Consider the following 16,588-nt stretch of genomic DNA (forward strand, 5'->3'; position numbering starts at 1 on the left):
CCACACACTCATCATGAAAAAAACAGGTGAATGGTGATTATTTGGGTTGATCTCCAGTGCACCACCACTCACCTGTTCAGCAGGTTTCCTATTATAATGTAACTTGCGTTTTTTGACCATTAAACATCAACTGCTGAGCAGATCCTCCGACCTTCTCAATCTTCAGCTTAATAGGGTTAGCTGTCAGGTTCAGGTATTGATCGTTACCCTTGTTAATGCTGAGCGTGTTTTGCTGATCGTTATAGCTGAATTCTATTTCCGAATATTTCCCTTTTTCATAATCGTTGCTTTCGTTATCATCCAGGTACAAAACATATTGCGCATCTTTGCCAGGATAAATTCGGATGGTCATTGGCTCATCAGTTGGCTGGGTAGCATATTGCACTTTTGGACCCGTGGGCAAAATCGTTCCTGCCTTTACAAAAATCGGTGTTTCATCCAATGGGGCATTTACCTCAACAGATTTATTTCCTTGCATTTGCTCATTCGTCCAGTAGTCGAACCACTTCCCTTCTGGCAAATAAACTGTTTTTGATCGTTGTTGATAATTCGTTACAAAAGCCACCATCATAGATTCCCCGAAAAACAGCTGATCCTTGATATCCCATGTTTTCTTATCATTTGGATAATAATAAGCCAAAGGACTCATCAATGAGTGGCTGTTCTTGGTTACTTTCCATGCTTCAGAATAAATATATGGCATTAATTTGTATCGAAGATCGATGAATTTTCGGGCGGTGTTTTCAAAGGCTTGATCATATCTCCAAATCTCCGTTTCTGAAACGTAACCATGAATGCGGAAAATTGGGCTGAAGGCACCAAACTGAAACCATCGCGTTAGCAGTTCAATAAACTCAGGGTTCGTGTACTGACTGTCATAAATGGGGTTCATTGACTTGGAATCACGGAAGAATCCACCAATATCATGCGTCCAATAAGGGATACCCGCCATGGTAAAATTCAGTCCTGCAGGAATTTGTTCTGCAAACTGTTCCCAGGTTGCCTGAACATCCCCTGACCATGAAGTTGCGCCGAATCGTTGCTGCCCAGCATAAGCTGAACGGGTTAAGTTAAATACCCTTTCATTAGGATACTCTTTACGTTTACCCTCATACATTGCTTTGTTCACAACGAGCGAATAAGCATTTGAAACTTCATCAAATTGACCAATGGCCGTCATGGCATCTGCTGATGGTGGGCTTGCGGGCTCGGTTCCATCCAACCAGATCGATTTCACCCCAAAATGGAACATACTGTCACTTAACATTTTGTAATAACGATCACGCACCCCTTGATCATAAAAGTCAAGGTTATGGTTTCTCTCCCCCATTTTATTCCCCAACAAATTGTACTTTTTCAGCAGTGGATCATTGTTCACCATCGGCCATACCGAAACCATCAGGTTCATATTTAGCCCCTCAAGTTCATCAGCCATTGCTTTGGGATTAGGATATTTTGCTCTGTCCCACTCAGGGCCTTTTGTTCCCTTAGGCCAATAGAACCAATCCTGCACAATATTATCCACTGGAATTTGGCGTTTTCTAAGCGCTCTTGCGTTGGTCAATAATTCTTCCTGATCATGATAACGCTCACGACACTGCCAGAAACCATATGATTTCTTAGCGAACATTGGGCTCTTACCGGTCAGTTGCTGATATTTTGCCAAAACTTGCTGAGGATTCTTTCCATGCACAAAATAGTAATCGATTGCCGATCCTTTTTTACTACTGAAAACGGTCTTGTTGAAGTCCGGCTCATTGTACAATAAGCGACCAGCCATTTTTCTCGAACCGGTATTCTGCAATACGACCTCATATTCTTTTCCTGCCTGAAGAACCTTAGAACCGGAGTGGGTTGTCGGTACCCAAATCGTTTTATAATTGATGACCGTATCCTGATCGATCAACAAACGAATCTCTCCTCTCATACGCTCAGACTTATCACTTTCAATCATGAAACTGTAAGCGCCCGTTTTCTTTGGCGTAAAGGTGGTTACCCGAATGTTGCGCTCTTTGTTTTCCTCTATTTTGTGCTTGATTACATTCTCAGCATCCTGCCCCAAATCCTGATCTTGCTTCTTCACAAAAGCGAGCATTTTTTCTTTATCGAACTCAATTTCATGTTGTGGCTCGTTAAAATCTGTTACACTGTAATTGTGCCAATAGATACCATATTGGTTGGTGGACATCAGGAACGGAACAACAATTTCCTGATTGAATTGCTCCATGCGATTGGATTGCCCTCTCCAGTTCAGAATATTGCTTTGATATTGACCCAAACCATAGAGCGCCTCATCACCTGCCACAAATGCCTGAGATACTTCCCGCTCAGCACCAGGCTTCACGTAGGTCAAATCATTGGTTTCTGCCACCAAATATTTCCCTTCTGCATCTTGATACTCAATATTTCCATCATCGGTAATCATCACTGCCACCGATTCGGTGGACAATTTGATTTCCCCTTTTGACTCGCGGACTTTAAAAGGAACAGCAACATCAGCAGCCTTGAGTACAGTAACATAATCAGGCTTGGCTTCTGCGCTTGTATTCGGAAGATACTTCTGAACATGCACAATGGATTCGTCCAAAACCTGAATATCCAAGATCATGTCCCCCATATCTACGGAGATACCATGTTTATTTTCCTGAATCTTAAATTTTGAATGACCGCAAGAGAACAGCAATAATGCTAATCCCAAGCAGAACGGATTAAATAAGCTCTTTAGGTTATTCATAAAAATTACTAAATAAAAAAATGATAATATATACGCTTTATTCTTTAACCAATAATGTAAATACCTGACCTACTTCGGTTTCCACATCATACATGAAGCTATTTGGCAGCTTGAAGTCGCCAATATTAGCTGCGTCAGAAAGTAGCGGTTCTTTGATCGAGGGCTGTTTAAAAAATGGGTTTGTATTTGCGCCCTCAGCAATGGTTAATTTACTGCCCGAAGCAGCTTTCAACTCATTATAAGCCCTAAGTCGGCATAATCCTCCAAGATGAGATTTTACCTTTACCTTTTTCAGTTGGCCATCCTCCCAGATCATTTCCTGAATTTCGAAGCCTCCCCGTGCGCGAAGTCCTTGCACACTGCCATTCTTCCAATTATCGGGTAGTGCCGGAATAAGGTGCACGGCCCCATCGTGACTCTGCATCAGCATTTCAGTAAGTCCGGAGGTGAAGCCAAAGTTTCCGTCGATCTGAAAAGGTGGATGTGCATCCAGCATATTGGGATAGGTACCACCACCCTTAGGGGAATCTGGTCTTCCGACAAGTTTGATCTGATCGGTCATCAACTTATAGGCGTGGTTACCATCTAACAAGCGAGCCCAAAGGTTGATTTTCCAGTTCATCGACCAACCCGTTGAAGGGTCCCCTCTGTAAATCAGTGAATTTTTTGCAGCCTGAGTCAATAGCGGATTACGGTAAGGAGAAATCTGATTGGAGGGGAACAAACCATACAGGTGTGATACATGACGGTGTTTATCTTCCGGGTCATCCCAGTCGTACATCCACTCCTGCAATTGTCCGTGCTGTCCAATTTGCATTGGCGCAAGTTGTGGAATGGTTTGATTAATTTTAGTAATCAGTGAATTATCAACATTCAACAACTTTGCTGCTTCAGCAACTTTTGTCAAAATATCCAGCACCAACTGATTGTCCAATGTTGTCCCGTAAGCCTCGTTAACCATGTTTGGATGATGGGCTGGTCGGTTCTCTGGGGAGGTGGAAGGAGTAATCACCATCCAATTGTTTTCTGGAACAGGCACAATGAAACTCAGGCAAAACTCAGCAGCTCCCTTCATCGCCGGGTAAACAGACTTCAGGTAATCAAGGTCTCCATTATAAAGATATTTCTCCCATAAATGCTGACTTAACCAAACACCGCCCATCGGCCACATTCCCCAGGTTGAGCCATCTACAGGACCACATATCCGCCAAATATCAGTATTGTGGTGGGTTACCCAACCATCTGCGCCGTACATCACCTTCGCCGTTTCTTGACCTGCGGAGGATAGTTCTTGAATCAGCTGAATCAAGGGCTCATGCATTTCAGGCAGATTTGTTTTTTCTGCCGGCCAGTAATTCATTTCTGTATTGATGTTGATGGTATAGGCGCTCTTCCAGGGAGGCGTCAACTCATTACACCAAATCCCCTGAAGGTTGGATGCCTGCCCACCGGGCTGTGAAGAGCAAATCAACAGGTAACGGCCATACTGAAAATATAGCATCGCCAAGGCGGGATCTTCCGTGGTGCTGAAAGCCTTGATCCGCTGATCAGTCGGTAAATTTGCTGCTTCGGTTTGTCCCAAATCCAAACTTACGCGCTTGAATAAGTTTTGATAATATTGTATGTGTTCCTTTTTCCTCTTTTTGTAAGCAGTCTTCTGCGCTTTGTCGATATACGATTGAGCCAAACGATGAGGGTCGGCACTGATGTCCTGATAATTAACAAAGTTAGTGGCCGTGGTAACATAAATCGTAACGCTGTTGGCATTGGCAACCGTTAGCTGTTGCCCATCAGAAGATACCTGCCCTCCCTGCGCATCTATCTTCATTCGTGTTTCAAACTTCACACGCCCTTCAATCGCTTTGGCATCCCTTGGCAGGCGCTTGTTTTTGTTGTCCAATGAATAACCCGTCATTGTCAGCAGGTCATTTGCAGGGGTTTCCACCTGAACTTCTGCCGGTGCTGGTCGAGTAGCAGTAGTCGAAAAACTGATCTTACCTTTTTCACTGGCAGTCAAACGGATTGTCATCACCTGATCGGTAAATGAGGAGAAAATTTCCCGCTCATAGACCACGCCATCTACCGTATATCTTGTCTTACCTATTGCGTTTTCAATGTCCAGTTCACGATAATAGTTGCTGTAATGTGCGTGTTGTGGCATATTGATATGGATATTACCCGCCGTCTCATAGTTCATCCCATGCGACGTTTTGGAAATAAATTTATCGTTCGCCAAGCGATGCGCCTCAGCATATTGATCATTGAATAATAACGATCGCATCTGTTCCAATGCTTCTTGAGCCGCTGGATTATCATTCCTGTGTGGTTTACCCGACCATAAAGTGGCCTCGTTTATCTGAATATTTTCATGATCAGGGATACCATATACCATTGCGCCTATCCGCCCATTTCCGATCGGTAAAGCCTCGTTCCAATTATTGGCTGCCTTATCATACCACAGCTTTAACTGCGCCTGGCCGAATAAGGGAGTAAAAAGAATGAATAATAAAAAAATAATTTGCTTCATCAGTTTATTCATAAGATTTAAAAATTACGCTCTTCTCTAACTTTTCGAACATTTAAACATTCAGTAACCTTGACCTTTCCATCAGCCTGCACACCATAAAAATCACTGATCTGGATTTCCTGTCTCCTGCCGTCGGTCAATGCTACGATCAGGTGGTTTTCGTTCTTAGCCTCTACACTTTTAATTTAATACCCAGTGCCTTTCTTCTCGCACTTTCATCTTCCAAAGGAAAATCATCTCCAATTTCGCCTGAAGCCTTTGTGCCTTTACCCCGTGTTTCGATGATTGCCGTGCTCCGTGGATTTACCACATCAATTGAAATCAACGCCTTATAATCTACATTTTCCTTCAAAACCAATTCAAATGCAAGACCATCATAGAGGCTCCAGTCGGCGGCATAGTTTCTTATCGCTTTAAATCCATGATATTCAAAATCACCCGCGGGGTATTGATATTTAATAGAAGCCCCAGAGGCAAAAGTGGCTTCGTCATGCTTTGATTTATCAATAGTGGTCCAATCTGAAAAATCAGCATTACCGACTTTCAGGACAGCTTGCCCGAAAGAAGTCTGCGCTATAAAAAAGAAAATAAAGGCGATGATACTTCTCATGATGCACAAAAAAAATGTAAAGCTCGAATTAAAAATTTCGTCGTTCAGTACATGTAATTTAGCCGATGAGTTCCTCAAAACAGGGACAACAGAGGTGATTTATAGGTATACTCAGGTATCAATTCAGGGGTAATCATGTAACCTACCACTGATTATCAGTCACTTACAAAAACACTATTTTACCCCATTACAGGTTAAAAGATAAATACATTGGCGGAGTCAATGAGTGTCGCTACAAAATTAAGTCAACCAGTCCACAGTTGCGCAACAAAAAAAAGAGCCTTAAAAATAAGACTCTTCACAACTTCCCTTCCTTTTTTGGCAATATGATTGGAAGGTTTATAACAGCATGAGATTTGCAGTGCTCTACTTTTTTTTATTTAAAGCTCTAAGTTACTTCACACTCACTGAGCTTAACATTTGACTGTTGAAATTTTTGCACCTATCGGTACCAAGGTTGCATACAGCGTCCCTACGATGGTAAAAATCATGTTTTTGAGTGGGGTGCTGGCCTATTTTCGACAGGATAAACTAATGGGAATCCGCAAGTCTTATTGATTTTCACCCATGAGACTCCTCCAAAACATATAAAATGCAGAGGAATTTTTTTCAACCGTAAGATAAGTAAACCAAAATTACTTTTCACATCCCCCAAAAGTCACCTCTATAACCCAAAAATATTAATTAGCACACAAAAACTTTAACAGTCATCTTCACGGGAGAATACATCTTTCACAAATAAATAAATTTTTCATACCAATTATTCAAAATTAATATAATTTTATCACTCTTTTAATGTAACATAACCTACATTGGTTACCTATTTAAAGTTCAATTACAATAGCACACCAATTAAATAAACACAAGTATTCCAATCCTTTTGACAACAATCATAAGGACTCAAATAACTACCAATATATACTGTATTTGTTAAAAATTTAATTCCATTTAATATTACTGAATGGTGATGACCTTGAGCAAGTAATCTTCACTACCCAACATTTTCAAATTAACTTCTTAGTTCGCAAAAACATAAAATTTAGCATCATTTGTAGGTATACTCATATACAAAAATGGGGGCACTGATGTAACCTACCGCTGAATATCAACAAATAAAAAACACCGCCACGCTTTTAAACTACCCACTATATCTGTTTCAAAAAAATAAAGAGCCCAAGAATAGGCTCCTTATTATTCCACTTCTAATTTTGCCAATAAGCAGTGGTAGTTTACTAAAAATTTTACTTTTTGATTATTTTGTAATTCCTTACTTTTTGCCCCTCAACGAGATTTACATAAATTAGCCCACTACTTATACCACTTAGGTCAAGCGTTGCATCTTTCGGTAAATTTCTTTCATCCATTAATAAAACCCCTGTAGGGCTATAAATTTTCATGGAGGCGCCGGAATTGTTAGATAAATGCAATTTATCTATTACCGGATTCGGGTACAACTTTACTCCTGTGAGTGATTCAGCAGATAAAATACGCTGGTTGTTCTCCTCCAAATTATCTATTTCAAACCAATTAAAATTCCACCCATCGCGATTTGAATACACCCTAAGTGTATTTTTCCCTTCAGTCAGTTGGGCTACCGACGAAACTGTCTGCCAATTTTGCCACCCTCCCGTAGCACCAAATACCGCCTGATCTACCTGCTGACCATTAACCAACAAACTCAAATCGCCACCATTCGCCAAGCTGGCGATCCGATAATGCAAATTGTAAGTACCCGTTGTCGGAATCTCAACTTCATAGTCCATCCAATCTCCATCATTAATCCACCCAACATTTTCACCACCATCCTGGTCGGTTGTTGTCTGAGCCTGAATTCCATTCATTTGGACATAATCTTCCGCCTCTACCCTTACATATACCCGATCACTTTGAAATACTTGTACCTCTGCTAAACTGAGCGTTCCAGTGCCATTAATTTGGATCTTAACCGTTCTACCTGTAACACCTCCTGCATCTACAATTAGGCTTGGGTCAGGTGTACCATTGTTATCTTGACTAAAAACAACATTTCCATTAATATCCAATACTGAAACGGTATAATTAGACAACCTGCTTTTGCAACAATTGTCCGTCCGGTTATAAATAACGATTTCCCCGACACTAATATTTCTCGCTAATTCAACTTGCCACCATGGGCTCTCGGTATCACCTGCTGTATGGGTCACAGAACCATGACTAAAATTACCAGCTGTATTGCCATCAATTGCATAAGCTGCTAACCCTCCATAGCCTGTAGAGGACTGACTTGCTGTGCCGCTAAGGGCGACATTGTAAGTACAGCCCTCTGTATTCAAGACCGTTGTGGAAGTACCATCATCGATCACTTCACTGCAACTTTCAATGGTTAGACCTGTGGCCTGATTCCCCACATAAACGGGGTACTTTGTATTATTAATAAACAACAAGTTATTTGCAGCATAATTTAATGGCGCACTGGTCGATCCTTCGAGGAATCTGTGCGCCAACCGCTTTCCTCCCAAAACAATATCGATGTTATCTAACTGTGTACTCGTGGCATCATTCAATACCACTTCATGCCCAGACCCAGCATAATATACTGCCGTAACTTCACCATCTAAAGGCTCTACAAAGTTATCCAAAAGAGTCAGTTCTATTTTTGAATTACTCCGACCAACATCTTCAGATAAAAGCGCACCGACTGAAGCATCCCCTTTACAATTCACGATTTCTGAGTCCCCTCCAATCCAATAAGCTGTTTCACAACCAAGCATTGTGGAATTTTCGACATACTTAAATCCCTGAGCCCAACCAATACTGACACCCGTTCGCATTTTTTCTACTCGACAATTTAATATCGTCGCATTCACAACTCCCCTACTATACTCAACCCCATCAATAACGGTCTCACCGGCATTATAAGATCGAATCCCTGCTTCCTGCAAACTAAAGTAATAATCCCCTTGTACATCCCTTAAGTTGAATCCAAATATGGTTTCAAAATCTACATTATCTGCCGGGCTCCCGGTACCATCCTCTGCCAAAACTTCAGAAACCTTTCTCAACTCCCCCTCAACAAAACAGCCCTCAACCATGGGGTCATTGGCTCCCTGAAAAAATATCCCGTGTCCATAATTTCGACAGATAAAGGTGCAATCCTTAACTTTATTAGAATTACCCCTGATCAAACAAGCACTTCTCTTTTGGTGACTGATAATGTTACTTCCTCCCTTCCCGAAAATATCTCCATAACCATATGGATACGACCCTTTAACCGTAAAATGGCAGCCCTCCAAGAGATTCTGCTCGCCGTCCATGACAATATTTGTTGCCCTGAAAGAAGGAGCATCATGCTCAGAGCCATCATCCACCATCGTTAAGTTCTGAATTGTATTCTGGTTGCCAATGATTCGTATCTCGTGAAAATCAACCCTTCCTGCTGACTGAGCCGTCATTGTTGAGACATTTATGGTTACATCTGTGAAATCATACGTGCTGTTATTTCCTTCAAACAGAAAGAGATTATACGTATTCCCAAGATGCTCAGATCCCGACCAATAACTCCCAATGCGACCGTCGATAACATCATCAGCGGTAACAGCATAGGTGCCCGGAGCCAGCTTAACACTTACATTACTTTGTTTCAAATACGGCTGCAAGTCTAAGAGTGAATTAACGGTAATTTGACCATATACATTCTGAGAAATCAGCAGTAAACAACAGACAATCAGAGTATAAAAGGAATTACCAAAATATTTTAAATGATCTTTCATATCAAAAAATTTAATAGTTCATTAAGTGGGTTAGTAATAGGATAAATAATACTCCGGAGTAGCTATAACAATTTAGAAACAATTCAGATAACTATCCTTCCTGCCTATTTGGTTTTTGGTTACCCATAGGAATCAAATAAGGGTAACAATAGTAACATCTCCCTCAAAAAAATTGAACTAAAATAATTACTCGATCCTTTTTTTGCCTTTTTACGAGGATATCGCGGATTATCTTGCCCCCCATATAAACCCACCCAATAACCTCCTCATTATCAACACTAAATTAGTTCCCATACTTGTAAAATGAGTGCACTTTATTGGACACGCAAAAATTTAGGACAAGACCCATGCGCCTCCTTAAGATAAAAGCGCTATATCTATTTGATCAGCACTTGTTTTGAAGCCAACTCCCCTGACTATTGTAAAATACTATTTGGGGATGATCATAGAAGAAAATACCATCAAGCCAATTGATAAATAACCTACTCCTCGCGCTCATTTAAATGCCCACGACAAAAAAAAGTGTACAGTAAAAACCGTACACTCTTAAATTTCTTCTAATTATCGAAAACCACTAATAACTAATTGTTGACCCTTACAATACTTCCATTACCCTTTGTTTACAAACGGTCGGAAATTATTGTTATATTACAATTTTTCACTTTGAAGAATATTGTAACAAGTCACCTCAAAATGATCAGTTCTGCTGAATATACATCACCTTTGTTTGCAAATATTCCTCCAATCCATGCTTACCATCAGCCCCGCCGATCCCAGATTTACGGAAACCGGCATGGAATCCCTGTATTGCCTCAAAATGCTCACGGTTAACATACGTTTCCCCATATCTCAATTCTTTGGTTGCACGCAAAATCTTGTTGATATCGTTCGTGAAAATAGAAGAGGTTAAGCCGTATTCACTGTCATTTGAATAATCGAGTGCCTGATCAAATGAACTTACTTTCATCACCGGTAAAATTGGGCCGAAAGTTTCCTCTTGCATGATTTCAGAGTCTTGAGCGACATCCACAATCAAGGTAGGCTCAAAATAGAACCCCTTCTCAAAGGTTTTGATACGGTGCCCTCCGACTAAAATTTTCCCTCCTGCTTCCACAGCACGATTAACCATTCCCTCAATTTTATTGAGCTGACTTTCATTAATTTGCGCGCTCATCTCCGCATTTTCATCCGTAAGTGCATCACCAACATGAACCGCTTTCATCGCTGGAATCAACTTTTCCATAAATGCATCATAGATTTCTTCCTCAACATAAACACGCTCAGCGCAATTACATACCTGCCCACTGAAAATCACCCGCGAATCGATAATCGCTTTTACTGCCAAGTCTAAATCAGCATCCTTGCAAACTATTGCCGGGGCCTTTCCTCCAAGCTCCAAAGAAACTTTGGTAATATTTTTTGAAGCAGCTTCCATCACCTGTTGCCCAGCTGACACTGAACCTGTCAAACTGATGATACCTACATCTGGGTGTTCTGCCAAAGCTTGTCCTACCTCACTACCAAAACCTGAAAGGATACTTAAAATACCCTCAGGCAAGCCAATGTCAGCAATAAGGCTGGCAAATTCCAGGCAAACTACTGGCGTTTCTCTGCTCAGCTTTACGATACATGCGTTTCCGGTTAACAAGGAAGGAGCGATCTTTCTCGCCATCACAAAAAATGGAAAGTTCCACGGACAAATCCCCACAGCGATACCAATTGGCAGCTTATGCAACATTATTTGCTCATTAGGACGGTCACTTTGAATAATTTCGCCTTCATAAGAGCGTGCAAGGCCGGCATAATAATCGAAATATACTGCCGTAACATCAATCTCTACCTGAGCTAAACTTAGAACTTTAGCCTGCTCAGTGGCCAACGTTTTAGCTAAAAAAACTCGATGTTCTCGAATAATTTCAGCCATTTTTTTTAGATATTCTGCTCTTTGAACAGAGGGCAAAAGCCCCCAGCTCACCTGAGCTTTTTTCGCCAACGAAACGGCCATTTCTGCATCCTGCTTAGTCGCTCGAGGCGCCATAGCAATCACCTCCTCTGTACAGGGGTTTAATACTTCGAAATGTTCAGCGGTGCTTACTAATTTACCCGCGAGAAAATTTTGATAGGTTTTTACATCGGTACCTACCATAGTTTGATTCAACATAAAAAAATAAATTAAAAAGTTAAAATTTGATTGAGGGATTTAGGGTCAGATCATAATTTTCAGATCAGCCAAATTCAAAGGTGGCATATCCCCTACAAGTAGTGAATAATAATATACCAATAAAATATTAAATTTCGAAGGCTTATGTAATGTTGAAATAAATTGAAGTCTTAATTTTTCATTTTAATGAAAATACTCAGGCCAAATATCAGCCCGCTAAAAAATAAATCACTTATTTGCAGATACACCTTACCCCCCACCATACATTTATCATCAGTTTATATTCGTACATAATAAGTGCAAAAAATCATCTGTCTTCATTATCGATAGAATAAAAAAAGGTAAATATCTCTAAGGAAAATAAAATCTGAGAATACAGATATAGGTTACCATCATGTTTTCCATTTGAATAAAGCACAAACCTTTACAAAAATTTTCCTAAACAAAAAGAAAGCCTCAATAGGCTGAAAATATGATGCTATAAAAAAGAACTGAGCAAGGGTAACAGTAATCACGAGCGGTGATATCTAATTTTGCCTTAAAACCATTTATCCTTATCGAGAGATAACTTACCTGGGGCACAAAATTATTCGACAGCCCAAAGATCACTCATTTGGTTCGTCGCAATGATTTTTGACAGGTGGTTGCCACCATACTTATTTTGGGAGGTGCATTTTCTTATTCCTTCTTTTAAACCTGATTGGTTCATTTCAATTATAATGAACAACAAAAAGGGATCATTCTTCTAAAAGACAGCTTTGCTTTGTGTACGTTTCGGGTCGTAAGGAGCTCTTCCACGCTACACCTCTGGCTACTGATCCAATAACCACAGTCATAAATCAGAAAAAATTCACCGAAAGCGCGCTATCAAACACGCTCCTTAACTCTTGGGTCTTGTACTGCTCACTCTATTAGCTACAAGAATTCATAAGCGAAAGCGACGCCGGGAAACATGATGAAGTTGAGTTTAAAATCATCATCCAACCTGGCCATTGTCGCTTTGAGAAATTAAATTTCTATGACTCCCTTTATCGCCCCATCCAGCCGCCGTCCACCAACATGATTGATCCGTGCATATATGCCGACGCTTTCGAGGCAAGGAAGACCACCGGCCCTGCAAAATCCTGAGGTGTCCCCCATCGGCCAGCCGGAATACGGCTCAATATTGACTCCGAACGATCTTCATCATTGCGCAATGCTTCCGTATTATCAGTGCTGATATAGCCCGGAGCAATGGCGTTCACATTCACGCCCTTGGCTGCCCATTCATTGGCAAAGGCCATCGTTAACTGCCCAATGGCCCCCTTACTCGCGGCATATCCAGGAACTGTAATTCCCCCCTGAAAAGTCAAAAGGGAAGCGGTGAAAATTATTTTTCCCGACCGGCGTGCGACCATTTCCTTGCCGAACTCACGCGTTAAAATAAACTGGGCATTCTGATTCACTTCCACTACTTTGTCAAACATCTCATCAGGATGCTCAACTGCTGGCGCTCTCAAAATTGTCCCTGCATTGTTCACCAGGATATCCACCTGCGCAAAGTCTGTTTTTACCGCTGCAATAAATCGATAGAGCGATTTACGATCTGAAAAATCACACTGATAGGCTGTGAAGTTTCTGCCACGGGCTTTCACAGCCTGTTCAACTTCGCTCCCTTTGAGTTCCAGGGTGGCGCTCACCCCGATGATATCCGCACCCGCCTCGGCAAGTCCCTCTGCCATCGCTTTACCAATACCGCGTTTGCAGCCTGTAACAATGGCTATTTTCCCATCCAATCGGAAATTATCAATGATATTATTCATGGTTTATTCGCTATAATTTTTTTTAGTTTGACTACAATCAATATAACTCATCTCTCCTGAATAATTGTGATTGGTTTAAAAAATTATCCCGGTTTCATCCCATGAAACAACCTGGGCATAGATAGGCCGAAACTAAAAGGGGGGCTTTGTATCTACCGCTGTTCGATTACCCGCAGCCTCCGCCTATTGGTCTATATTAAAATGCGGATAATGTTTTTTGGATAATCTAAACGGGCATCACGTCAGTATACCCCACCACCACACAAATCTATCCCCCCCTATCAATTGCAAAGGGTAGTAATACAGATAAATTATATCGGATCCAATCCCGTAGTTTAAGTGTACTATTTTTCAGACTGCTTTATGAAAGCATCTATTTCCTTCATGCGTTAAATGCATCATCAACGCCCAAATTTAGGCTTAGCACACCTTCCAACAGACCGGTTTTATATTGCGTATGCGGGTGCGACTTTACCCAATATCAATTCTGAAACAGGTAAGACTACCGATTCCCAAGTTTTGTATCTACCTTTTCTATCTGGAGTGCTGTTTCAACATGGCCATTCCGAAGGCATTTGTACCGAATAATCTGAAGGCAATAGTGGCTCAAACCAACCGTTGGAAGCTAAGATGAACAAGAGGAATTGGAGGGTATTACGAACAATTGTGGTACCGTGGTGAAGCCTTCACGGCCATGAAAGCCGCAGAACAAGGCTTTTGGAGAAGCAGGTCAATCTAATCTATCAGCGGCCTTATGCCAAAATGCGTCATCAGCAATATTTTAGACCACAGGAATTTAATAATACCCAATTTTTTTACCTCGTCAAACACCGCCAAATATGGATGCAGAAACCTGATCACTGCCTAACAGAGTCGTTTGTTTCCAAAGAAAAACCGCTGATCTATCCGCTTCCCAAGCAACCAATGGAGATTAAATATTATCGAAATTACACCAATGCATAGAATCACCGAGTGTTGATGACCATCAAAGCAGAATAATACAGCCATGCTTTTGTCTATAATTCACAACTAAATAATACCTATACCAGCAGCAGTCCACAACTTCAGTCACCGCTACCCCAACATAAAAACACCATGGAAAATCTCATTCCAAATAAACCAACAATATGAATTCATTAGATTAAAAAACAACCATCAAAGGTATAATTCAAAAAATGGACCTGCAATAGAAGGTCCTCCGGATAAGTAAATAGCTTCATAATATGCCTTAACGACGGGCTGAATTTGCTACTTGAGGCAGAAGATTACCATTCACAAACCTACAGTAAAAACGTCTTATATTTACATCGTACTTTTACCTTCAAGCCACCATCATCAAACTTCACTTTGACAACAACAAAGGGCAATTTATGTAATTTCATCAGGAGTATACAGGAAAAGGATATTCGTAATTCTAACCGTTACTACCATATACGAATAAATAATTATGGCCTCAGCAATAGGCTACCAGTTATATCACCGAGGAAATAGCGGTCTATATTTTAACTTCTAAAAGCTGATGGCCAACGGAAGGTTGCTCGAAACGAATGTTCGATTGTCAAATTATTGTCAAGCTTACCAAAGCCAACCTCTTGATTATTGATGACTTCAGACTGCTACCATGACAATCAACAGCAAGAAGATCTGAGGAAAGTAATTGAAGACCGCTATGCTCGAAATTCTACCATTATCATCATTCAGATTCCCGTAAGTAACAGGTGGAATCATCAACAAACGCACTATCGCCGATGCAACTCTGAACCGTTTAGCACATACCACAGTATCGAATTGGAAGGCGAAAGTAAAAGAAAATTCTTTTTTGGCTTGCTCAATTTCCGTTTGCTGTTCAGCAATGATAGAAGATTGCAAGCGCGACCATACCCGTGATTTTTCTGCTTCAAACGGCCCTTCAGGCATCGCCAAAAGTCCGTGAATATTTTTCGCACGCTCTATTTCCTGTCTTTTTTCAGGATGTAGCGCGACCCACTGGGCCCAAAAACGAATGTCCTCCGTTGCACCATCAGGGTGCTTGACCCAATCCACAAAGCCCTCTTCCTGTAGGAAATCCGTCGCCTTATATGCTTCAAATTTGTTCATTAATAAATAGATAAAATAAAAACCGGTTTTCATTGATATAAAGAAAAGGCATCCGGTTTTTAACTCAGTTGGCGGATCTTTTTTATAATTTAATTTTCTCAAGTGTTACCTGCTGACTGAAATAGGGGTGAGGGTATTGCAATAGGTGAGTGGTGGGTGTAAATTCCAAATGTTGTTCATTCATCCCAAGCACAAAAATCTCAATCGTTTTCCCCTGATACACCGCAGGCATTGGGAAGAAGAAGGTATAATTGGCGTCCATCGGCTTTACACGATACTCCCATGGCACCACCGAAAAAGGTTGCTTTGCACCTGCATCCAAAGCGTAGATGTCAAGCTGCATACCATAGCTTTTATTCATCCATTCAAAAAATGATAGGTTGGCTAAAGTTTGCGCCGCCGAGGGACCTTCATTGGTATAATTGATCCAGCTGAAATATTCCGAGACACTTGGGGAAGAGTTGGTATAATTGCGCTGTCCAAAGGTGATGCTGGAGAAAAAAATATGCAGTAAAAGGAGTGTGAAAAGTCTTCGCATTTTATTTTATAAAAGGCGGAGAGGAGGGGTTTTAACTCATTCAATGTCACTTTTAGCATTTTGATCGCTTCAAATGACATCTTGATAATTAGTCGAATTTTCGATCAGACAGCCCTTGATATCATGCCTCTTCAAAGACCATGATAATCAAACAGTGGGGTAGGGTTTATTTCAGAGCAGGAATTGTTTCCCTAACCGAGTTCATAAATCCTCGGTTTGTTCCTTTATCATGGGCTATGTATTACTTAATGAAATAGTTCGCAAGTATCTGCTGTACTATAATATGGCGTAGGTTTTCCTATTTTTTGGTAGACAAAAAGCTACCGAATAAAAATCAACAAGCAAAAAAAACGCTCTGCTGCTTTCTTCA

The 16,588-nt window shown here is 40.9% G+C and carries 8 protein-coding genes; all 8 read right to left on the bottom strand.

All coding sequences use genetic code 11. The annotated features are described in order from the left end of the window. Window positions 1-91 precede the first annotated feature (91 nt). The 8 genes from AABK40_RS21095 to AABK40_RS21130 all read right to left on the bottom strand — a co-directional run bounded on the left by AABK40_RS21095 (window position 92) and on the right by AABK40_RS21130 (window position 16,218). The gene (locus AABK40_RS21095) at window positions 92-2,698 is read right to left on the bottom strand and encodes a glycoside hydrolase family 31 protein (RefSeq protein ID WP_338399249.1); all 2,607 of its coding nucleotides are present in this window, start codon (window positions 2,696-2,698) and stop codon (window positions 92-94) included. A 73-nt stretch (window positions 2,699-2,771) separates the two neighbouring features. Further along, a complete protein-coding gene (locus AABK40_RS21100) occupies window positions 2,772-5,261 on the bottom strand; it encodes a glycoside hydrolase family 95 protein (protein ID WP_338399250.1) in 2,490 nt (829 codons plus the stop codon). Window positions 5,262-5,433: 172 nt separating this feature from the next. Continuing rightward, a complete protein-coding gene (locus AABK40_RS21105) occupies window positions 5,434-5,871 on the bottom strand; it encodes a hypothetical protein (RefSeq protein WP_338399251.1) in 438 nt (145 codons plus the stop codon). 1,241 nt (window positions 5,872-7,112) lie between these two features. Beyond that, window positions 7,113-9,620 carry a carbohydrate-binding protein gene (locus tag AABK40_RS21110; protein ID WP_338399252.1) on the bottom strand — a complete coding sequence of 836 codons (2,508 nt, stop codon included), beginning with the start codon at window positions 9,618-9,620 and terminating at the stop codon, window positions 7,113-7,115. A gap of 697 nt (window positions 9,621-10,317) precedes the next feature. Beyond that, window positions 10,318-11,781 carry an aldehyde dehydrogenase gene (gene aldA / locus AABK40_RS21115; RefSeq protein WP_338399253.1) on the bottom strand — a complete coding sequence of 488 codons (1,464 nt, stop codon included), beginning with the start codon at window positions 11,779-11,781 and terminating at the stop codon, window positions 10,318-10,320. Window positions 11,782-12,809: 1,028 nt separating this feature from the next. Beyond that, window positions 12,810-13,583: an SDR family oxidoreductase gene (locus AABK40_RS21120; RefSeq protein WP_421953328.1), complete on the bottom strand. Its 774-nt coding sequence runs from the start codon at window positions 13,581-13,583 to the stop codon at window positions 12,810-12,812. 1,608 nt (window positions 13,584-15,191) lie between these two features. After that, on the bottom strand, window positions 15,192-15,680 hold the full coding sequence (locus AABK40_RS21125; RefSeq protein ID WP_338399254.1) for a hypothetical protein: 489 nt from the start codon (window positions 15,678-15,680) through the stop codon (window positions 15,192-15,194). 82 nt (window positions 15,681-15,762) lie between these two features. Then, a complete protein-coding gene (locus AABK40_RS21130; RefSeq protein ID WP_338399255.1) occupies window positions 15,763-16,218 on the bottom strand; it encodes a hypothetical protein in 456 nt (151 codons plus the stop codon). Window positions 16,219-16,588: the final 370 nt, after the last annotated feature.

Source organism: Persicobacter psychrovividus (genome assembly GCF_036492425.1).
GTDB classification, from domain to species: Bacteria; Bacteroidota; Bacteroidia; order Cytophagales; family Cyclobacteriaceae; genus Persicobacter; species Persicobacter psychrovividus.